Raw genomic sequence first — 20487 nt, forward strand, 5'->3', positions numbered from 1 at the left:
GGACCCGCAGGCCCGGACGGATGCCGGCGGCTTCGACCAGGGCGGGACCGAGGGGGGCCATCACCTCCTCGGCCATCAGCGCGTAGTCGCCCAGGGCCCATACCGTGCGATGCGTGGCGGCCACTGATGCTTCGTTGATCGGAGCGTCGAGGGTCATGCAGACCTCCTTAGGGGGGTGGCGTCTGGACCTCGTTGTCGACGTGAGTTCGCGGTAGGTTCTGACCCGCGCAGTTAATGGCTACCAGAAATAATAGCCATAAGAAACAGTGTACTCACGCATATTCGCGGGTTTGGGCGGGTCCGGCTTGCGCATGCCGCTTCCTAGACTGGGTCGGTGCGTCTCGTCTTCGCCGGAACTCCCGAACCCGCGCTGCCCGCGCTGCGGCGTCTCATCGACTCACCGCGGCACGAGGTGATCGCGGTGCTGACCCGGCCCGACGCCGCGGCCGGACGGCGCGGTAAGCCGGAGCCGTCACCGGTGGCCCGCGAGGCACTCGACCGCGGCATTCCGGTGCTGCGGCCATCGCGGCCCAACTCGGACGAATTCGTCGGGGAGCTGTCGCGGCTGGCGCCCGACTGCTGCGCCGTCGTGGCCTACGGCGCGCTGCTGCGCGACGGCCTGCTGGCGGTGCCGCCGCGGGGCTGGATCAACCTGCACTTCTCGCTGCTGCCCGCCTGGCGCGGCGCCGCCCCGGTGCAGGCGGCCATCGCCGCGGGCGACAGCATCACCGGCGCCTCGACGTTTCAGATCGAGCCGAGCCTGGACTCGGGCCCGATCTACGGCGTCGTGACCGAGACGATCCGGCCGACCGACACCGCCGGGGAACTGCTTGACCGACTGGCTGTTTCGGGCGCGGCGCTGTTGTCCACCACGCTGGACGGCATCGCCGACAGGACGCTGACGCCGGTGCCGCAACCCGCCGACGGGGTCAGCCTCGCGCCCAAGGTCACCGTCGAGCAGGCTCGGGTGCGCTGGGACCAGCCTGCGCCGGCCGTCGATCGCCGCATCCGCTCCGTCACGCCCAATCCCGGCGCCTGGACGCTGATCGGCGATCTGCGCATCAAACTGGGGCCGGTGCACGTTTCCCGCGACCCCGCACTGCCCGGGCCTTCAGAACCCTTGCCGCCCGGCGCCATTCATGTCGATCGCAAGAGTGTCTGGATCGGCACGGGTTCCGATCCGGTGCGGCTGGGCCAAATTCAGCCGCCTGGAAAGCGATTCATGAACGCCGTCGACTGGGCGCGCGGGGCTCGGCTCGACCCCGCGATGCGGGCGACGTGAGCACCGGGCGCGACAGAGCGCAGCGCGGCCGGGCGGAACGCACGCCGCCGCAGCGCGACCGCCGGCCCCGGCAACGGGACCGCCGACCATCACGCCGGCCGCTGGACCCGGCCCGCGCCGCCGCGTTCGACGTGCTCCGGGCGGTCAGCGAACGCGATGCCTACGCGAACCTCGCGCTGCCCGCGCTGCTGCGCGAACGCGACATCACGGGCCGCGACGCGGCGTTCGCCACCGAGCTCACCTACGGCACCTGCCGCACCCGGGGCCTGCTCGACGCCGTCATCGGCGCGGCGGCCGGGCGCCCGCCGCAAGCCATCGACCCGGTGCTGCTCGACCTGCTGCGGCTCGGCGCGTATCAGCTGCTGCGTACCCGGGTCGACGCGCACGCCGCGGTGTCCACCACCGTCGAGCAGGCCGGAATCGAATTCGACTCGGCGCGAGCGGGTTTCGTCAACGGAGTGCTTCGCGCCATTTCCTTGCGCGACGAGCGGTCCTGGGTCGCCGAGCTGGCCCCGAACCCGGCGCAGGATCCGATCGGGCATGCGGCGTTCGTGCATGCCCACCCCCGGTGGATCGCCCAGGCCTTCGCCGATGCGCTGGGCGCCGCCGCCACCGAACTCGACGCGATACTGGCCAGCGACGACGAACGGCCTCAGGTGCATCTGGCCGCCCGCGCAGGCGCACTGACCGCCGCCGAGCTGGCCGACGCGGTTGGCGGGACGGTCGGCCGCTATTCGCCGTACGCGGTGTACCTGACTGGCGGTGATCCCGGGCGGCTGGCGCCGGTGCGCGACGGCATGGCGCTGGTCCAGGACGAGGGCAGCCAGCTGGTGGCCCGGGCGCTTACCCTGGCGCCGGTCGACGGTGACGAGGGCCGGTGGCTGGACCTGTGCGCCGGGCCGGGTGGCAAGACGGCGCTGCTGGCCTCGCTGGGCGTGCAGCACCACCCGGGGTCCGGGTTCCGGCTCACGGCGGTGGAGCCGGCGCCGCGCCGCGCCGAGTTGGTGGCCGAGAACACTCGTGGGTTGCCGGTCGACGTGCTGCGCACCGACGGGCGACACACCGGTCTGGAACCGACGTTCGACCGGGTGCTCGTCGACGCGCCCTGCACCGGGCTGGGGGCGCTGCGCCGCCGGCCGGAGGCCCGGTGGCGGCGCCAACCCGCCGATGTGCCCACGCTGACCAAGCTGCAACGCGAGTTGCTGGGCGCCGCGATCGCGCTGACCCGTCCCGGCGGCGTGGTGCTCTACGCGACCTGCTCGCCGCACCTGGCCGAAACCGTCGGCGTGGTCGCCGACGCGCTGCGCCGCCACCCGGTGAGCGCGCTGGACACCCGGCCGATGTTCGAGCCCGTCTCCGACCTGGGCGACGGGCCGCACGTGCAGCTCTGGCCACATCGGCACGGCACCGACGCGATGTTCGCGGCCGCGCTGCGCCGTGAGGCGGGGTAGTGGGGGCGCGCCGGATGTGAAGCGGGCCGCGCGGCTCAGTAGTCTGGCGCTCATGCCTCGCACTACGGAACCGTTGAAGGGGCCTCTGATCGCGCCGTCGATCCTTTCCGCTGACTTCTCCCGGCTCGCCGACGAAGCCGCCGCCGTGACCGGCGCCGACTGGTTGCACGTCGATGTGATGGACAACCACTTCGTGCCGAACCTGACCCTCGGGCTGCCGGTGGTGGAGAGCCTGCTGGCCGCCACCACCATTCCGATGGACTGCCATCTGATGATCGAGGACCCGGACCGCTGGGCGCCCCCGTACGCCGAGGCGGGGGCGTACAACGTCACCTTCCACGCCGAGGCCACCCAGAATCCGATCGCGGTGGCCCGCGACATCCGCGCCGCCGGCGCCAAAGCGGGCATCAGCGTCAAGCCGGGGACCCCGCTGGAGCCCTACCTGGAAATCCTGCCGCAATTCGACACCCTGCTGATCATGTCGGTGGAGCCCGGGTTCGGCGGCCAGAGCTTCATCCCCGAGGTGCTGAGCAAGGTGCGCACCGCGCGCAAGCTCATCGAGGCCGGCGAGTTGACGATCCTGGTCGAAATCGACGGCGGCATCAACGAGGACACCATCGAGCAGGCCGCCGAGGCCGGCGTCGACTGCTTCGTCGCCGGGTCGGCCGTCTACGGCGCCGACGACCCGGGGGCCGCGATCGACGCGTTGCGCCGACAGGCCGCCGACGCGTCCCCGCACCTGCGTCGATGACCGTTCCGCCGGGCGACAGCCTTGACGCCGCGATGCGCCTGGCGATCGACCAGTCCAATCACGTCAAGGGGACCACGTATCCGAACCCACCGGTGGGGGCGGTCGTCTTGGACGCCGGTGGCGAGGTGGTCGGTGTCGGCGCCACCGAACCGGCCGGCGGCGATCACGCCGAGATCCTGGCGCTGCGGCGGGCCGGTGAACTGGCGGCCGGCGGCACCGTCGTGGTCACCCTCGAGCCGTGCAACCACTACGGCAGAACCCCGCCGTGCGTCAACGCCCTGCTGAACGCGAAGGTGGGCACCGTGGTGTACGCCGTCGCCGACCCGAACCCGGAAGCCGCCGGTGGAGCGGCCCGCCTCGAGGAAGCCGGCGTACCCGTGCACTCCGGCGTGCTGGCCGACGAGGTGACCGGCGGCCCGCTGCGCGAGTGGCTGCACAAGCAACGGACCGGGCTTCCGCACCTGACCTGGAAGTACGCCAGCAGCGTCGATGGCCGCAGCGCGGCCGCGGACGGCTCCAGCCAGTGGATTTCCAGCGAGGCCTCGCGGCTCGATCTGCATCGTCGCCGCGCGGCCGCCGACGCGATCGTGGTGGGGACCGGCACTGTGCTCGCCGACGACCCGGCGTTGACCGCCCGGCTGCCGGACGGCTCACTGGCCGGCCGGCAACCGCTGCGAGTCGTCGTCGGGAAGCGTGAAATACCCTCGGAAGCAAAGGTTCTCAACGACGATTCGCGGACCATGCTGATCCGCACGCACGACCCGCTAGAGGTGCTCAAGGCCGTGTCGGACCGCACCGATGTGCTGCTGGAGGGCGGCCCCACCCTGGCCGGCGCCTTCCTGCGGGCCGGGGTGGTCAACCGGATACTGGCTTACGTCGCGCCGACCCTGCTGGGCGGCCCTTTCACCGCGGTCGACGACGTCGGGGTCACCACGATCGCGCGGGCGCTGCGCTGGCAGTTCGACGGCATCGACCGGGTGGGACCCGACGTGGTGCTCAGCCTGGTGCCGCGCAGCGGCTAGCGCTCGCTCAGCGAGACCGCTTGCGGCTCGGCGATTTCCGGCTCTTCGGCGTGCTCTTTGCGTCCACCGAGCAACAGGCCCAACAGCGCGCCCGCGATGCAGATCACGACGGTGGCCAAGAAGATGTCGCCGTACATCTGGGCGAAGGCCTTGAGGTACAGCGTGCCCTGCGCGGCGATGCGCTCCAACAGGGTGGCGTTGGGCGGGATCTCGGCCGTCAGGTTCGCCACGATCTGGTTGAACCGGTAAAGGCCCCACGCGCTGAGCGCGGCAACGCCGATCAGCATCCCGGTCATCCGGGCCACCACCACCGCCGCCGAGGCGATGCCGTGTTGGGCGGATGGCACCACGCGCAGCGCGGCGGAGGTGAGCGGCCCGATCACCAGGCCGAGGCCGATGCCGGCCACCAGCAGGTCGGCGTGCAGCACGGGCACGCTGAACACGCCGAAGATGTTGTGCTTCTGGTTCATCACGTCCTGGCGCCAGAAGTGGATCAGCCAGTACCCGTAGGCGGCGATCAGCAGTCCGACGAAGGTCATGATCCGGTCACCGATCCGGGTGGCGATCCAGCCGCCCAGCACCGCCCCGATCGGCAGGGCGATCAGGAACCACAGCAACAGCCCGGCGGCCTGGGCCTGGTCCTGGCCCAGCACGCCCTGGCCGAACAGCTCCACGTCGACCAGCGTCACCATCAGCGCGGCACCGGCGAACAGTGAGGCGCCCAGCGCGGCCAGGAACGGGCGGAAGTGCACGCCCGCCGGTTCGATCAGCCGGGTGCGCGCGAAGCGTTCCCAGAGCAAAAACAGCACCGCCACCACGACCGCCCCGATGACCAGCGGTAACCCGTAGCTCGGCAGAATCTGCTTGCCGTCCGGCTGCGGGTTGTACAGACCGATCACGGCGAGGCCCAGGGCGGCCGCCAGCAGCACACCACCGACCAGGTCGACCTTTTCGGGCTGCTCGACCCGTTGGTGCGACGGCAGGCTGAACTGGATCATCACCATCGCGATGAGCGTCAGCGGGACGTTGATCCAGAACACGTAGCGCCAGTCGTGGGTCAGGAAGACGATGAAAATCCCGTACAGGGGGCCCAGCACGCTGCCGAGCTCCTGCGCGGCGCCGATGCCGCCCAGCACACCGGCGCGGTTGCGCTGCGCCCAGAGATCGGCGCCCAGCGCGAGGGTGACCGGCAACAGCGCGCCGCTGGCCACACCCTGGATGGTGCGGCCACCGACCAGCAGGTGGAAATCGCCCCAGTGACCGGCTAACGCGGTGACCACCGAGCCCACGATGAACAGCGCCAGGCTGACCTGCAACACCAGCTTGCGGCCGAATCGGTCCGAGGCGCGGCCCAACAGCGGCATGGCGGCGATGTAGCCCAGCAGGTACATCGTGATGATCCAGGTGATGCGCTGCAGCTGGTTGATCGGGATGTGAACGTCGGTCATGATGTCGCGCATGATCGTCACGACGACGTAGGCGTCCAGGGCGCCCAGCAGGACCGCGAGGCTGCCCGCGCTGATCGCTACGCGGCGCCCGGTCTGGTGACCGGGTTGGGCCTCGGTGTCCGCGGTCACTGGCTCACCGGGGGCTTGCTGACCTGAACCGGCTCGCCCCAGTTGGACAGGGTGATCTGGGCGGTGTTGCCCGAGCTCTTCTGCAGATTGGCCTGGACCAGCTGGTGGTCACCGCTCTCTTGGATCCACACCGTGCTGGGTACCGGCTGCGTCGCGTTGAACTGCGGCACGATCTTGTTCACCGCGTCCGCGGAGACGTTTCCGCTGATCCGGACCGTGTTCTGGCCGTTGATGTTGTCGCGGCCCTCGGCCTTGGCGTTGCTGAAGTTCGCCAGCACGTTGCCCAGCCCGGTGTCGGGGTTCAGCAGCACCGAGACGTCGTAGATGTCGGACGCCTTGCCGAAGTCGCTCCACTTGTTCGGGGTGAGGGCGGCATACAGGGTTCCGTCGACCACCACGAAGTTGGCGTCGATGTCGGAACCACCCAAAGTGATCGTCGCGTTGCCCGAGGCGGCGGTGGCAGGCGCCGTGGTGAGGTCACCGGTCAGCGTCTTGAGCGGTAGCCCCTGAATCTTGCCCTGAACGCTCAGCACGAGGTGCGCGCTCTTCACGTTCTTGGTGGCGGCCGCCGACTGCTTGACCAAGGTCGTGGCGTCGGGAAGCGGCGCGCCGCTCTGCTTGGAGCCCGACGAACAGCCGGCGATCAAGGCGGTGGCGAGGGTAAGGGATGCGATGACGGCCGATAGACGGCGGCGGGTCTGCATATTGTGCATCGTAGAGGGTGCCGGTGACTGCTCTGGTGAACGCGGGGGGCCGGTGTCGCCCGGGTCGCGGTCTTTGCCCTGCTCATCAGTCTGCCTGAGGCCCAATTAGCCTGAGAGGATGTTTACCGGCATTGTCGAGGAACTCGGCGAGGTGACTGCTCGTGAGGTCCTTTCCGAGGCGGCGCGGCTGACCATTCGCGGCGCCGTCGTGACGGCCGACGCGGGCCACGGCGATTCGATCGCCGTCAACGGCGTGTGTCTGACCGTCGCCGAGCTGTTGCCCGGTGGTCAGTTCACCGCCGACGTGATGGCCGAATCGCTCAACCGGTCCAACTTGGGCGAATTGCAGGTCGGCAGCCGAGTCAACCTGGAGCGCGCCGCGGCCGTGAACAGCCGGCTGGGCGGCCACATCGTGCAGGGGCACGTCGACGGGACGGGGCGCATCATGGCCCGGACCCCGTCCGAGCACTGGGAAGTGGTGCGAATCGAGATGCCCGCCGAGGTGGCCCGCTACGTCGTGGAGAAGGGATCGATCACCGTCGACGGGATTTCGTTGACGGTGTCCGGGCTGGGCGGCCAGCCGGGGGACTGGTTCGAAGTCTCGTTGATACCCACCACCCGCGAATTGACCACCTTGGGCCGCGCTGCAGTCGGGACGCCGGTGAACCTCGAAGTCGATGTCATCGCCAAGTACGTCGAGCGGTTGATGCAATCGGACCGCTAGTCGCGACGTCCGGCGCTGCCAACCCACTCGGCTGCGCAACGCCTTCGCGGACGTCCCGCTGTTCGAGCCGCGGCAATAACGGGGGCGTCCCCGTGGTTCATACTGAATGCAACACGTGGGCTTCTCGTGTGAGCCGTTTCGACAGTGTTCCCGCCGGACAGCGGGAACGGCGAGGTAGCAAAAGATGACGAGGTTGGACTCCGTCGAGAGGGCGGTTGCCGACATTGCGGCCGGCAAGGCCGTCATCGTCATCGACGACGAGGACCGCGAGAACGAGGGCGATCTGATCTTCGCCGCCGAAAAGGCGACCCCGGAGATGGTGGCCTTCATGGTGCGCTACACCTCGGGATACCTGTGTGTGCCGCTGGACGGTGCCATCTGCGACCGGCTGGGTCTGTTGCCGATGTACGCGGTCAACCAGGACAAGCACGGCACCGCCTACACCGTCACGGTCGACGCACGACGCGGCGTGGGCACCGGGATCTCCGCGTCGGACCGGGCAACCACGATGCGCCTGCTGGCCGATCCCGCCAGCGTCGCCGACGACTTCACCCGGCCCGGTCACGTGGTTCCGTTGCGCGCCAAGGACGGTGGCGTCTTGCGCCGCCCCGGTCACACCGAGGCGGCCGTCGACCTCGCCCGGCTGGCCGGACTGCAGCCCGCTGGCGCCATCTGCGAGATCGTCAGCCAAAAGGACGAGGGCGCGATGGCGCAGACCGACGAACTGCGGGTGTTCGCCGACGAACACGACCTCGCGATGATCACCATCGCCGACCTGATCGAGTGGCGACGCAAGCACGAGAAGCACATCGCGCGGATCGCCGAGGCCCGGATTCCGACGCGGCACGGGGAATTTCGCGCCATCGGCTACGCCAGCATCTACGAAGAGGTAGAGCACGTCGCGCTGGTGCGCGGCGACATCGCCGGGCCCAACTCCGAGGGCGACGACGTGCTGGTGCGCGTGCACTCCGAATGCCTGACCGGTGACGTGTTCGGTTCACGCCGCTGCGATTGCGGGCCCCAACTGGACGCGGCGATGGCGATGGTCGCTCGCGAGGGACGCGGCATCGTGCTGTACATGCGCGGCCACGAGGGCCGCGGCATCGGGCTGATGCACAAGCTGCAGGCCTACCAATTGCAGGATGCCGGTGAAGACACCGTCGACGCCAACCTCAAGCTCGGATTGCCCGCTGATGCAAGGGATTACGGTATCGGTGCGCAGATACTGGTCGACCTCGGGGTGCGCTCGATGCGGCTGCTGACCAACAACCCGGCCAAGCGGGTCGGGCTGGACGGGTACGGCCTGCACATCATCGAGCGCGTGCCGCTACCGGTGCGCGCCAACGCGGAGAACATCCGTTACCTGATGACGAAGCGGGACAAGATGGGCCACGATCTGGCCGGACTGGACGACTTTCACGAATCCGTCCATCTGCCAGGTGAATTCGGCGGTGCTTTGTGAGTGGTGGCGCGGGCGTGCCGGAGATGCCGGCGCTTGACGCCGCCGGTGTGCGGCTCGGCATCGTGGCAAGCACCTGGCACAGCGAGATCTGCGACGCGCTGCTCGACGGCGCACGCAAAGTCGCCGCCGACTCGGGTGTCGACGACCCCACGGTGGTCCGCGTGCTCGGCGCGATCGAAATTCCGGTGGTGGCACAGGAACTCGCCCGCAACCACGATGCCGTCGTCGCGCTGGGCGTCGTGATCCGCGGGCAGACACCACATTTCGAATATGTCTGTGATGCGGTAACCCAGGGACTGACCCGGGTCTCGCTGGACGCCTCGACCCCGGTCGCCAACGGCGTGCTGACCACCGACAACGAGCAGCAGGCGCTGGATCGTGCCGGGCTTCCGGCGTCGGCCGAGGACAAGGGGGCCCAGGCGGCCGGGGCGGCCCTGTCCGCCGCCCTCACCCTGCGTGAGTTGCGCGCTCGGTCGTGACGTCGCCGCCGGACCGCGAGACCTGGGACGCGGTGTTGCGTCCCCACCGCACCCCGTTATTCGCTTACGGGGCGGCCTTCCTCATCGCCGCTGCGCACATCGTGGTGGGCCTGCTGCTCAAGGTGGGCTCCACCGGGGTGGTCTTTCAGACCTCCGATCAGGTGGCGATCGCGGCGCTGGGCCTGGTCATCGCCGGCGTCGTGCTGTTGTTCGCGCGGCCACGGCTGCGAGTGGGACCGGCCGGTGTTTCTGTGCGAAACCTGTTGGGGGACAAGCTGATCGAATGGCCGGATGTCGGCGGCGTGTCGTTCCCGGTGGGCCACCGGTGGGCGCGGATCGACTTACCCGACGACGAGTACATACCGGTGATGGCCATCCAGGCCGTCGACAAGGGCCGCGCCGTGGACGCCATGGATACGGTGCGTTCGCTGGTGGCTCGCTATCGACCAGACCTGAAGACGCACTGAGCGCTGTACCATCGGCCGATGGCACTTCAGGCACGGGCGGCCGCGCTCGCCGTCGTCGCCATGCTGGCGCTCAGTGGGTGCAACGTAGTGGTGGGGGGACGGGCGGTCGGGGCGTCCGGTCCGTCGAAGGAAGCGCCGTCTGCGCCCGTGAAACACCCGATGGCCCGGGCGCAAGACCTGCTGCTCCAGACCGGGGACGACACGCCTTTCGGGCCGGCGACCGCGATTCCGTTGGGCGACAACTACTTCACCATGGCCCAGCCCGCGGATTGCGAGGCGGCGGTGCTGTTCGAGAACTCGCCCCTGCGGCCGCCCGGCGCGTCCGAGCACGCCGAGTCCGCCTACCGCTTCGCCGGTGCGGCAACCTACGGCGAGTCGGTCGACATCTATGTCGACCCGCTGGACGTCCGGCACGTGATGGTCGACGGTTTCATCGCCATCGCCCAGTGCCGCCGCGAAGCCGTCGGGGTGACCCGAGACGGAAAGTCGTCGTCGATGCACCTCAGCAACGTCGATACCTCGTCGCCCGCCGCGGTGGTGTGGACCATGACCCAGCAGGGCTGGACCTGTGACTACGGGCTGGCGGCCTTGCCGCGCGCGGTCCTGCTGCTGTCGGCTTGTGACGACAAGCCCGGGTTCCCCATGGCGGACTGGACGTCGAAGCGCCTCGCGCAGATCAGCGGGCGCACCGCCTAGAAACCGGGGCGGGCTACGGCGGGGGAAGCCGCTCAGTACCGAACGCAGTCGGTCAACATTTGCCGCAGCACCGGCATGGCCTGCGCGGCCCCTCGACTGTGCTCGATCGCATGCAGCAGGTCCAGCCGCTGGTCGGGCGACGAGGCCAGGTACTGCTGCAAGAACTGCTGATTCGGCGGCGACTGCTCGAGGTACTCAGCGGCGCTGGGGTTTTCCGCGTGCACGGCCCGCATCGCCTGGTCGTAACTACAGGTGGTGTTGATCATCGGACCGTAATCAGGGTCGGCCGATGCGATCCCGGCCCCCGCCGTCGACGCCAGCGCCAGACCACCGATGGTGGCGGCCACGTCGATTAGCCAGCGCTCCATCATCTATCGGACTCCTCGCTCGGGGCCTCATTTTAACGTCGAGCCACAAGCTCGGTAGGCGGAATTCAAAGCCGTCCACGCCGGCGGGGCTTCTAACTACCTGCCGTTCCTTCGTCGGTGTCGGGGCTCCAGCTGCTCGGCAACAGCGGCAGCCTCGGGTTGTCATCCAATGACGCGCCGGCAAGCGTGGTCAAACCCACCGGAGTGGCGCCGGCCTCGCTTACGGTGCCCGCGAACCCCATGCGCCCCGCGCCCCGATCCGAAGCCGTCGCCGAACGGTCGGCGAATTGTGCCCCGGACCCGTCGTCGAGATATTCGTAGCGGTGACCGGGGTCGATCAGGCCCGGCCTGGTGCGCCGGCGGCGCCGGGCCTGATCCCGGGCGGCCGCGACGGCCGGCGCCGCGACGGCGTCGGGCTCGGGCGACTTCTGCCCGGCGCGCGTCCCGACACTCATGTTCGTGCCGGCCCCGAGGCCCGGAGGGCCGACCACGTAGGGGTAGCTGACGGCCGGGACCCCGGGGGCGGGCGGCGCCGGCGCCGCGGCGGACGCCGAAGCCGTCGCCGGGGTGGGCGCATGCATCGGGGCGGTCGGCGGGGTCGAAGCCGGCGCGCCGAGGCCGGGGGCCATCGCGACGGGCGCTCCGGTGTGGGAGGGAGCCGGCGCGGGCGCGGCCACCGCACCCGGCAGGGTGGGGGCCGGTTGTGGCGCGCCCGCCAGCCCGGCCAACCCCGTCAAACCCGCGGCACCCGCGACGGGGATGGAGGGGGCGATCAGACCGAATGAGAGTTGCATCAAATTCGGCACCTGGGGAAGGAACGTGTAGAGCGCCTCGCCCGCCCAGTGCGGGACCTTGGCGGCGAGCAGCGGGTCGCCCATCAGAGTGTTGAGCACGGTGGACGGGTTGGATCCAGATTGGCTCAGGTCCCCGTCGAGTTCTTGGGCGACTTCTTGCACCCGGGTGACCCACCAGCTCAGTTGATCTGCGCCCCCGCCCGCATCTTGGTTGGGCGGGTTCGCCAGCTGGATCGGCGGGGGCGGGGCGGTCGGCGGGACCCACGTTTGCGCGGTTTCGGACACCGCTTCATAGATCGCCATGGTGGTGGCCGCCTGCAGCCACATCCGCAGATAGTCCATTTCGTTGAGCGCGATCGGAATCGTGTTCACGCCAAGAAAATTCGTCGCAACCAACTGCGCGAAAGCGGCGTGGTTGGCCTCCAGCTCCTCCAGTGTCGGCATGGCCGACAACGCGGCGGTATAGGCCGCGGCAACGGTGTCGGCTCCCAAGGCGGCCGCCGAGCTGTCGGCGCTGTTCTGCAAGAGCCATGCCAGGTACGGCACGTGCGCGGCCACGAATTTCTCCGCGGTCGGCCCCTGCCACGTCCCCGCCTGCACCTCGGCCAGCAAGTCGCTGAGTTCGGCGGCCGCCGTGTCGTATTCGGCGCTCAAGGCCTGCCACGCCTGTTCTGCCGCGAGCAGCGATCCAGGCCCCGGGCCGCTGGACAGCGCCGCCGAATGCACTTCGGGTGGGAAGGCGGCCCAGATCGGCATGGTCACGTGGCATCACCGACCTGCGCCCGTGTTGCCATGTTGAGCTCCTCCCGACGAACCGGCCGCGCGAGCCGCTTCATCCGGCTCCCAGTGCTTTTCACCGTTATCGGCGATGCGGCGTGGCGGTCTACGCGGCGGCTCGCCATCGCCAGCGCGCCCGCGGATCAACCGGCGCGTCCACCTGATGCGACGGGCCGGCTGAACACTGCGACCGCGCGGATAGCGATCCGCAATTACCAAATCTTACGCTGAAATTATCCGCAAATACGGATATAAATGGTGGATTTCACCGGAGATGCTAAGCAGATTGTCAGTCATCGGTCAGCCGGACCAGGAAGCCGTTCAGGATCAGCGTCCGCGCCAGCCCCGCCTGCTGCGCCGCGGTCAGCCCGGGTAGGTCCCCGACCCGGAACGGCCCGCTACTGCCGGCCAAGAACAGCATCGCCGCTTCATGGTCGGCGCCGGCGCCCACTGACAGCTGAGCGAACTGCAGCACGACGCGGTCATCGACGCGCGCCACCCGCGCATAGAGCGGTTCATACTTTGCGACCAGCGTTTGCCCGTCGATACCGACTGTGTCGCTGACCCGCCCGACCGGTGGGCATCGGCCGCGCCGGACCAAGACGTCGGCCAGCGCGTCGAGGCTTTCGTTGAGGATCTCGGCATTGTCGACGGCTCGCAGGCTGTCCCGCACGATGCCGCCCAGGCCGGCACGGGCGGTTGCGTCATTCAGGTGTCGCGGCGACAGGCGCGCGTGCACGCGTGGGTCACGCAAACTCAGCGCGTACAACGCGTGGGTGATGAGCGTGAGGACGGTGGGCGCATGAAGACCGATCGTCAGATGGACCGACGGCTCGGAGTGCGTCTCGGCCGAATGCACCTGGCCGCGCGGCAAATACAGCACGTCGCCCGGTTGCATGCGCATGTCGGTCGACGACGCGAGTCCGCCCGCCCCCACCCCCTTGCGCCGCTGGATCTCGTGCGGCGGCACGGCGGCGGTGTCGGACACATGCCACGTCTTGGATCCCTCGATCTGCAGGACCAGCACGTCGTGTGGGTCGTAGTGCGGGACAAAGCCGGTCGATTCCGGTGGCGTGACATAGGCGTTGACTCGCGTCGGGAAGTTCAGCTCGACCTCGATGGAGTGCGACAACGACGCGATCGTGCGCGAGTACCGCTCGAGCCCGTTGAAGACGATGGTGTAGCCGTCGGCCAGGCCGTCGCGTACCAGAACCGGGTCCAAGCCGCCGTCGGCGCGGCGGTAGGTCGCCGGATCCCTGTCCTCGCCGCCCTTGACGAGCCGCACGGCAGACGGTTCCGGCTGCACCCGTTCGAGGAGCTCGCCGACCGCCGAAGGGCCGGGCAGCAACGGGTCGAAGTAGCCCGGAAGGCATCGCTTGATGTGGTGGTGCCTTACCGCCCAGATCTCGTCGAGGAAGGTGTCGACGTCGACGGGCTGCAGCAACCAGGCTAGCGAGGAATCGACGGTAATCCCCCCAGACATCGTGGCGACCGGTACGCACCACAGTAGACCGGCGCCGCACGCTCCCCGCCTTTCTGGGCACCGCACCGGCGGCTACTAGCCTGGATCTGTGCCCGATCCCGCCACCTACCGCCCCGCGCCCGGGTCCATCCCGGTCGAGCCCGGCGTCTACCGATTCCGGGATCTGCACGGGCGAGTCATCTACGTCGGCAAGGCCAAGAGCCTGCGCAGCCGGCTGACGTCATACTTCGCCGACATCTCCAGCCTGCACCCGCGAACCCGGCAGATGGTGACCACCGCGGCCAAGGTCGAGTGGACGGTGGTCAACACCGAAGTCGAGGCGCTGCAGCTCGAATACAACTGGATCAAAGAGTTCGACCCACGTTTCAACGTCCGCTATCGCGACGACAAGACCTATCCGGTGCTGGCGGTGACCCTCAACGAGGAATTCCCGCGGCTGATGGTCTATCGCGGTCCCCGCCGCAAAGGGGTGCGATATTTCGGGCCGTACTCGCACGCGTGGGCCATCCGGGAAACGCTGGATCTGCTCACCCGGGTGTTTCCGGCTCGCACCTGCTCCGCGGGAGTGTTCAAGCGGCACAAGCAGATCGACCGTCCTTGCCTGCTCGGCTACATCGACAAGTGCTCGGCGCCGTGCATCGGCAGGGTCAGCGCGGAGCAGCACCGCCAGATCGTGGACGACTTCTGCGACTTCCTGTCCGGCAAGACCGACCGGTTCGCGCGGGAGCTGGAACAACAGATGAACGCCGCGGCCGAGCAGCTGGATTTCGAGCGGGCCGCCCGGCTGCGCGACGACCTGGGCGCGGTGAAGCGGGCGATGGAAAAGCAGGCCGTCGTGCTGGGCGACGGCACCGACGCCGACGTGGTGGCGTTCGCCGACGACGAGCTCGAGGCCGCGGTGCAGGTGTTCCACGTCCGCGGCGGCCGGGTCCGCGGTCAGCGCGGCTGGATCGTCGAAAAGTCCGCCGACCCCGGCGATTCCGGTGAGGAACAGCTGGTCGAGCAGTTCCTCACCCAGTTCTACGGCGAGCAGGCCGAATTGGGCGGTGCCGCAGACGAATCGGCGAACCCGGTGCCGCGCGAGGTGCTGGTGCCCTGCCTGCCGTCCAACGCCGACGAGCTGACGAGCTGGCTGTCCGGTTTGCGTGGATCCCGGGTGGCGCTGCGGGTGCCGCAGCGCGGCGACAAACGAGCGCTGGCCGAAACGGTGCAGCGCAACGCCAAAGATGCGCTGCAACAACACAAGCTGAGGCGGGCGGGCGATTTCACCGCCAGATCCGCTGCGCTGCAGAACATCCAGGAGGCCCTCGGCTTGTCCGACGCGCCGCTGCGCATCGAATGTGTGGACATCAGCCATGTGCAGGGCACCGACGTGGTGGGCTCGCTGGTGGTGTTCGAGGACGGTCTGCCGCGCAAATCGGACTACCGGCACTTCGGCATCCGGGAAGCCGCCGGGCAGGGGCGCTCCGACGACGTCGCCTCGATCGCCGAGGTGACCCGCCGGCGCTTCGCGCGGCACCTGAGTGAACAAAACGACCCGAATATGCTTTCGCCGGAAGGAAAGTCTCGCCGCTTCGCCTACCCGCCGAATCTGTATGTCGTCGACGGCGGTGCGCCACAGGTCAACGCGGCCAGCGCGGTGCTCGAGGAACTCGGCATCACCGACGTCGCGGTGATCGGCCTGGCCAAGCGGCTGGAAGAGGTGTGGGTGCCCTCGGAGCCCGACCCGGTCATCATGCCGCGCAACAGCGAGGGGCTGTATCTGCTGCAGCGCGTCCGGGACGAGGCGCACCGGTTCGCGATCACCTACCATCGCAGCAAGCGATCCAAGCGAATGACGGCGTCGGTGCTGGATTCGGTGCCAGGATTGGGAGAACATCGCCGTAAGGCGTTGGTAAGCCATTTCGGATCGATAGCCCGCCTCAAGGAGGCCACCGTCGACCAGATCACCGCCGTTCCCGGCATCGGTGTGGCAACCGCCACGGCCGTCCTGGAGGCGCTGCGACCCGATCAGTCCGAGGCGGCGCAATGACGGGCCCGGGCGAGTTCGCGGGCGGCCACTCGGTGGACGCCCCGCCCGGTATCGACGTCGTTCTGGTGACCGGATTGTCCGGGGCGGGTCGAGGTACCGCAGCCAAGGTGCTCGAAGACCTCGGCTGGTATGTGGCCGATAACCTGCCCCCGCAGCTGATCACCCGGATGGTCGATTTCGGTCTGGCCGCCGGCTCGCGGATCACGCAGCTGGCGGTGGTGATGGACGTGCGATCGCGTGGCTTCACCGGCGATCTGGACTCGGTGCGCACCGAGCTCGCCACCCGAAACATCGCCCCGCGCGTCGTGTTCATGGAAGCATCCGACGACATGTTGGTGCGCCGCTACGAACAGAATCGTCGCAGCCACCCGCTGCAGGGCGATCAGACCCTGGCCGAGGGGATCGCCGCCGAGCGCCGGATGCTGGCATCGGTTCGCGCCACCGCCGACCTGATCATCGACACCTCGACGCTGTCGGTACGCGGCTTGCGCGAGACCATCGAGCGGGCATTCGGCGGTGCCGCCAGCGCGACCACCAGCGTCACGGTCGAGTCCTTCGGCTTCAAGTACGGCCTGCCGATGGACGCCGACATGGTGATGGACGTGCGGTTCCTGCCCAACCCGCACTGGGTCGACGAATTGCGGCCACGCACCGGCCAGGACCCGGCGGTGCGCGATTACGTATTGAGCCAGCCCGGCGCGGCCGAGTTCCTCGACGCCTACCATCGATTGCTATCTCTGGTCGTCGACGGCTACCGCCGGGAGGGCAAGCGCTATATGACGGTCGCCATCGGCTGTACCGGCGGCAAGCATCGCAGCGTCGCGATCGCCGAGGCTTTGATGCAGTTGCTGAACGCCCAGAAGGGGGAGGCCCAACTGTCGGTGCGGGTGCTGCACCGGGATCTGGGCCGCGAATGACCGAGCCGATGAACCGGGGCATCGTCGCGATGGGCGGCGGACACGGCCTGTACGCCACGCTGTCGGCGGCCCGCCGGCTGACTCCCCATGTCACCGCGGTCGTCACCGTCGCCGACGATGGTGGTTCCTCCGGCCGGCTGCGCAGCGAACTGGACGTCGTACCCCCGGGCGATCTGCGAATGGCGTTGGCCGCCTTGGCATCTGACAGCCCCCACGGACGGCTGTGGGCGACGATTCTGCAGCACCGGTTCGGCGGCAGCGGCGCCCTGGCCGGGCATCCGATCGGCAACCTGTTGCTGGCCGGCCTGTCCGAGGTGCTGGCCGATCCGGTGGCCGCCCTCGACGAGCTGGGGCGCATCCTCGGCGTCAAGGGGCGGGTGTTGCCGATGTGCCCGATCGCGCTGCAGATCGAGGCCGACGTTTCGGGCCTGGAAAGCGACCCGCGGATGTTCCGGCTGATCCGCGGCCAGGTGGCGATCGCGACCACCCCGGGCAAAGTGCGCCGCGTGCGGCTGCTGCCCGACAACCCGCCGGCGACACGGCAGGCCGTCGACGCCATCATGGCCGCCGATCTGGTGGTGCTGGGCCCGGGCTCGTGGTTCACCAGCGTGATCCCGCACGTGCTGGTGCCCGAACTGGCGGCGGCGTTACGGGCGTCCACCGCGCGGCGGGCCCTGGTGCTCAATTTGGTGGCCGAGCCGGGGGAGACGGCCGGCTTCTCCGTCGAGCGTCATCTGCACGTGCTCGCCCAGCACGCACCGGAATTCAGCGTGCACGACATCATCATCGACGCCGAACGGGTGCCCAGTGAGCGCGAACGCGATCAACTGCGCCGCACCGCCACACTGCTTTCGGCCGAGGTCCACTTCGCCGACGTGGCCAGACCTGGTACACCTTTACATGATCCAGGCAAGCTCGCGGCGGCCCTGGACGGGGTCCGGGCGGCCCGTAAAGCGCCGGGAGCGTCTCCGGTCACGGCCACCGCGGATATTCGGGTGGACGGTGCAAGCCCACAAGCCGGGGGCGGGCCGGCCGGCAGTGGACCAAGGGGTGACGACGCGTGGCGATGACGACCGAAGTCAAGGACGAACTGAGCCGCCTCATCGTGAAATCGGTCAGCGCCCGCCGGGCGGAAGTCACCTCTCTGCTGAGGTTCGCCGGCGGGCTGCACATCGTCGGCGGTCGCGTCGTGGTCGAGGCCGAGGTAGACCTGGGCAACGTCGCGCGGCGGTTGCGCAAAGACATCTTCGAGCTCTACGGATACAACGCCGTCGTGCATGTGTTGTCGGCCAGCGGGATTCGCAAGAGCACCCGATACGTCTTGCGGGTGGCCAATGACGGTGAGGCACTCGCCCGCCAGACCGGCCTGCTCGACAATCGCGGCCGCCCGGTTCGCGGCCTGCCGGCGCAGGTGGTGGGCGGCAGCGTCGGCGATGCCGAAGCCGCATGGCGAGGAGCCTTCCTGGCGCATGGTTCCCTGACCGAGCCGGGACGTTCGTCGGCGCTGGAAGTCAGCTGCCCCGGCCCGGAGGCGGCGCTGGCACTGGTGGGCGCCGCGCGGCGGCTCGGTGTCAGCGCGAAGGCCCGCGAGGTGCGTGGCGCCGACCGGGTGGTGGTGCGCGACGGTGAGGCGATCGGGGCGCTGCTGACCCGGATGGGCGCCCAGGACACCCGGCTGGTGTGGGAGGAGCGCCGGATGCGGCGCGAGGTTCGGGCCACCGCCAACCGGCTAGCCAACTTCGACGACGCCAACCTGCGCCGATCGGCGCGGGCGGCCGTGGCGGCGGCGGCGCGGGTGGAGCGGGCGCTGGAGATCCTGGGCGACACCGTTCCGGACCATCTGGCCTCGGCCGGGAAGCTGCGCGTCGAGCACCGGCAGGCATCGCTGGAAGAGCTCGGCCGGCTCGCCGACCCGCCGATGACGAAAGATGCTGTGGCGGGCCGTATTCGGCGGCTGTTGTCGATGGCCGATCGCAAGGCGAAGGTCGAGGGTATTCCCGACACCGAGTCGGCCGTCACGCCGGATTTGCTTGAGGACGCCTGATCGCGTCATTGTTGGGCATTTGCTGGTGAGGACGGGCTTCGGGGGGCTACGGTCGGGTGATGAAACGGCTTTCGAGTGTCGATGCGGCTTTTTGGTCGGCAGAAACCGCCGGCTGGCACATGCACGTGGGGGCGTTGGCGATTTGCGACCCGAGGGAGTGCTCTGAGTACAGCTTTCAGCGCCTGCGTCAATTGCTGATCGAGCGCCTGCCCGAGGTGCCTCAATTGCGGTGGCGGGTCACCGGCGCGCCGCTGGGCCTGGACCGGCCCTGGTTCGTCGAAGACGAAGACCTGGACGTGGACTTCCACGTCCGCCGCATCGGCGTTCCCGCGCCGGGCGGTCGTCGCGAGGTCGAGGAGCTCGTGGGTCGGTTGATGTCCTACAAGCTGGACCGCTCCCGGCCGCTGTGGGAGATGTGGGTGATCGAGGGCGTCGAGGGCGGCCGGATCGCCACGCTGACCAAGATGCACCACGCGATCGTCGACGGGGTCTCGGGCGCCGGTCTGGGTGAGATTCTGTTGGACGTCACGCCGGAACCGCTTGCGCCGCAACAGGAAACGGTCGGTTCGCTGGTGGGTTTCAAACTGCCAGGATTGGAGCGGCGCGCCGTCGGAGCGCTCATCAACGTTGGCGTGAAGACGCCGTTCCGCATCGCGCGGCTGATGGAGCAGACCGTGCGCCAGCAGGTCGCGACCCTGGGTGTGCGCAGCAGGCCGCCGCGATATTTCGAGGCGCCCAAAACCCGCTTCAATGCACCGGTCTCGCCGCACCGGCGCATCACCGGCTGCCGCGTCGAGCTGGCCCGCGCCAAAGTCATCAAGGACGCCTACGGCGTCAAGCTCAACGACGTCGTTCTCGCACTGGTGGCAGGCGCCGTGCGCGACTACCTACAGAAGCGCGGTGAGCTGCCGGCCAAACCGCTCATCGCCCAGATCCCGGTCTCGACACGCACCGACGACGACAAGGACGACGTCGGCAACAAGGTCAGCTCGATGACCGTCTCGTTGGCCACCGATGTCGACGACCCGGGGGAGCGGCTGCGGGCCATCCACGAAAGCACCCAGAGCGCCAAGCTGATGGCCAAGGCGTTGTCGGCGCACCAGATCATGGGACTGACCGAGACCACCCCGCCCGGATTGTTGGGGCTGGCCGCCCGGGCCTACACGGCCAGCGGCCTGTCGCGAAACCTGGCTCCCATCAACCTGGTCGTCTCAAACGTCCCCGGCCCGCCGTTCCCGCTGTATATGGCCGGCGCCAAACTCGATTCGCTGGTGCCGCTCGGGCCGCCGGTGATGGACGTTGCGCTGAACATCACCTGCTTCTCCTACACCGACTACCTGGACTTCGGTTTCGTGACGACGCCCGAGGTGGCCAACGACATCGACGACATGGCCGATCGCATCGAGCCGGCGCTGACCGACCTCGAGAAGGCCGCCGCGCGGGAGAATGGCTAGGCG

19 protein-coding genes and 1 pseudogene are annotated in these 20487 nt (G+C 69.0%); 14 read left to right on the plus strand and 6 right to left on the minus strand.

The window, feature by feature from the left end; translation table 11 throughout:
• Nucleotides 1–157 (minus strand): annotated as a pseudogene (locus tag AC5Y4T_RS13845) (SAM-dependent methyltransferase); the annotation flags it as partial.
• Between the two features lie 177 nt (nucleotides 158–334).
• Between AC5Y4T_RS13845 and fmt the strand changes: the two are divergent.
• From fmt to ribD, 4 genes are all read left to right on the plus strand, one after another.
• On the plus strand, nucleotides 335–1282 hold the full coding sequence (gene fmt / locus AC5Y4T_RS13850) for a methionyl-tRNA formyltransferase (RefSeq protein ID WP_499953777.1): 948 nt from the start codon (nucleotides 335–337) through the stop codon (nucleotides 1280–1282).
• A 101-nt stretch (nucleotides 1283–1383) separates the two neighbouring features.
• Nucleotides 1384–2733, plus strand: coding sequence for an RsmB/NOP family class I SAM-dependent RNA methyltransferase (locus AC5Y4T_RS13855; protein ID WP_499953935.1), 1350 nt, complete (start codon nucleotides 1384–1386; stop codon nucleotides 2731–2733).
• Between the two features lie 52 nt (nucleotides 2734–2785).
• On the plus strand, nucleotides 2786–3484 hold the full coding sequence (gene rpe, locus AC5Y4T_RS13860) for a ribulose-phosphate 3-epimerase (RefSeq protein WP_499948893.1): 699 nt from the start codon (nucleotides 2786–2788) through the stop codon (nucleotides 3482–3484).
• The gene (gene ribD, locus AC5Y4T_RS13865) at nucleotides 3481–4506 is read left to right on the plus strand and encodes a bifunctional diaminohydroxyphosphoribosylaminopyrimidine deaminase/5-amino-6-(5-phosphoribosylamino)uracil reductase RibD (protein WP_499953779.1); all 1026 of its coding nucleotides are present in this window, start codon (nucleotides 3481–3483) and stop codon (nucleotides 4504–4506) included. The genes rpe and ribD overlap by 4 nt, the downstream gene beginning before the upstream one ends.
• Here the strand turns inward: ribD and AC5Y4T_RS13870 are convergent.
• Entirely contained in the window at nucleotides 4503–6083 is a 1581-nt protein-coding gene (locus AC5Y4T_RS13870; RefSeq protein WP_499919720.1) for an MFS transporter, read from the minus strand. The genes ribD and AC5Y4T_RS13870 overlap by 4 nt on opposite strands.
• Nucleotides 6080–6787 (minus strand): LppX_LprAFG lipoprotein, encoded by a 708-nt coding sequence (locus tag AC5Y4T_RS13875; RefSeq protein ID WP_499919723.1) that lies wholly within the window; start codon nucleotides 6785–6787, stop codon nucleotides 6080–6082. The genes AC5Y4T_RS13870 and AC5Y4T_RS13875 overlap by 4 nt, the downstream gene beginning before the upstream one ends.
• Nucleotides 6788–6905: 118 nt before the next feature.
• Between AC5Y4T_RS13875 and AC5Y4T_RS13880 the strand changes: the two genes are divergently transcribed.
• From AC5Y4T_RS13880 to AC5Y4T_RS13900, 5 genes are all read left to right on the plus strand, one after another.
• Complete coding sequence (locus tag AC5Y4T_RS13880) at nucleotides 6906–7511, plus strand: riboflavin synthase (RefSeq protein ID WP_499953781.1); 606 nt, start codon at nucleotides 6906–6908, stop codon at nucleotides 7509–7511.
• Nucleotides 7512–7695: 184 nt separating this feature from the next.
• Complete coding sequence (locus tag AC5Y4T_RS13885) at nucleotides 7696–8973, plus strand: bifunctional 3,4-dihydroxy-2-butanone-4-phosphate synthase/GTP cyclohydrolase II (protein ID WP_499919727.1); 1278 nt, start codon at nucleotides 7696–7698, stop codon at nucleotides 8971–8973.
• Nucleotides 8970–9452: a 6,7-dimethyl-8-ribityllumazine synthase gene (gene ribH, locus AC5Y4T_RS13890; RefSeq protein WP_499919728.1), complete on the plus strand. Its 483-nt coding sequence runs from the start codon at nucleotides 8970–8972 to the stop codon at nucleotides 9450–9452. Before AC5Y4T_RS13885 ends, ribH begins: the two co-directional genes overlap by 4 nt.
• On the plus strand, nucleotides 9449–9919 hold the full coding sequence (locus tag AC5Y4T_RS13895; RefSeq protein WP_499953783.1) for a PH domain-containing protein: 471 nt from the start codon (nucleotides 9449–9451) through the stop codon (nucleotides 9917–9919). The genes ribH and AC5Y4T_RS13895 overlap by 4 nt, the downstream gene beginning before the upstream one ends.
• Before the next feature lie 18 nt (nucleotides 9920–9937).
• Entirely contained in the window at nucleotides 9938–10615 is a 678-nt protein-coding gene (locus AC5Y4T_RS13900) for a hypothetical protein (protein WP_499953785.1), read from the plus strand.
• 32 nt (nucleotides 10616–10647) lie between these two features.
• Here the strand turns inward: AC5Y4T_RS13900 and AC5Y4T_RS13905 are convergent, their stop codons facing one another.
• The 3 genes from AC5Y4T_RS13905 to AC5Y4T_RS13915 all read right to left on the minus strand — a co-directional run bounded on the left by AC5Y4T_RS13905 (nucleotide 10648) and on the right by AC5Y4T_RS13915 (nucleotide 14025).
• Nucleotides 10648–10986 carry a hemophore-related protein gene (locus AC5Y4T_RS13905; RefSeq protein WP_499953788.1) on the minus strand — a complete coding sequence of 113 codons (339 nt, stop codon included), beginning with the start codon at nucleotides 10984–10986 and terminating at the stop codon, nucleotides 10648–10650.
• Nucleotides 10987–11075: 89 nt separating this feature from the next.
• A complete protein-coding gene (locus AC5Y4T_RS13910; RefSeq protein WP_499953790.1) occupies nucleotides 11076–12539 on the minus strand; it encodes a PPE family protein in 1464 nt (487 codons plus the stop codon).
• A 304-nt stretch (nucleotides 12540–12843) separates the two neighbouring features.
• Nucleotides 12844–14025 (minus strand): cupin domain-containing protein, encoded by a 1182-nt coding sequence (locus AC5Y4T_RS13915; protein ID WP_499953937.1) that lies wholly within the window; start codon nucleotides 14023–14025, stop codon nucleotides 12844–12846.
• A 100-nt stretch (nucleotides 14026–14125) separates the two neighbouring features.
• Here AC5Y4T_RS13915 and uvrC point away from each other — a divergent pair, with 100 nt between their 5' ends.
• The 5 genes from uvrC to AC5Y4T_RS13940 are packed head-to-tail and all read left to right on the plus strand — an operon-like array spanning nucleotide 14126 to nucleotide 20484.
• Complete coding sequence (uvrC, locus tag AC5Y4T_RS13920; protein ID WP_499953792.1) at nucleotides 14126–16069, plus strand: excinuclease ABC subunit UvrC; 1944 nt, start codon at nucleotides 14126–14128, stop codon at nucleotides 16067–16069.
• Complete coding sequence (gene rapZ, locus AC5Y4T_RS13925; RefSeq protein WP_499953794.1) at nucleotides 16066–16986, plus strand: RNase adapter RapZ; 921 nt, start codon at nucleotides 16066–16068, stop codon at nucleotides 16984–16986. The genes uvrC and rapZ overlap by 4 nt, the downstream gene beginning before the upstream one ends.
• An 8-nt stretch (nucleotides 16987–16994) precedes the next feature.
• The gene (locus AC5Y4T_RS13930) at nucleotides 16995–18056 is read left to right on the plus strand and encodes a YvcK family protein (protein ID WP_499953939.1); all 1062 of its coding nucleotides are present in this window, start codon (nucleotides 16995–16997) and stop codon (nucleotides 18054–18056) included.
• Nucleotides 18053–19030, plus strand: coding sequence for a DNA-binding protein WhiA (whiA, locus tag AC5Y4T_RS13935; protein WP_040631623.1), 978 nt, complete (start codon nucleotides 18053–18055; stop codon nucleotides 19028–19030). Before AC5Y4T_RS13930 ends, whiA begins: the two co-directional genes overlap by 4 nt.
• A gap of 59 nt (nucleotides 19031–19089) precedes the next feature.
• Nucleotides 19090–20484, plus strand: coding sequence for a WS/DGAT/MGAT family O-acyltransferase (locus AC5Y4T_RS13940; RefSeq protein ID WP_499953796.1), 1395 nt, complete (start codon nucleotides 19090–19092; stop codon nucleotides 20482–20484).
• Nucleotides 20485–20487 lie beyond the last annotated feature (3 nt).

It is taken from the genome of Mycobacterium sp. NGS11 (genome assembly GCF_059813315.1).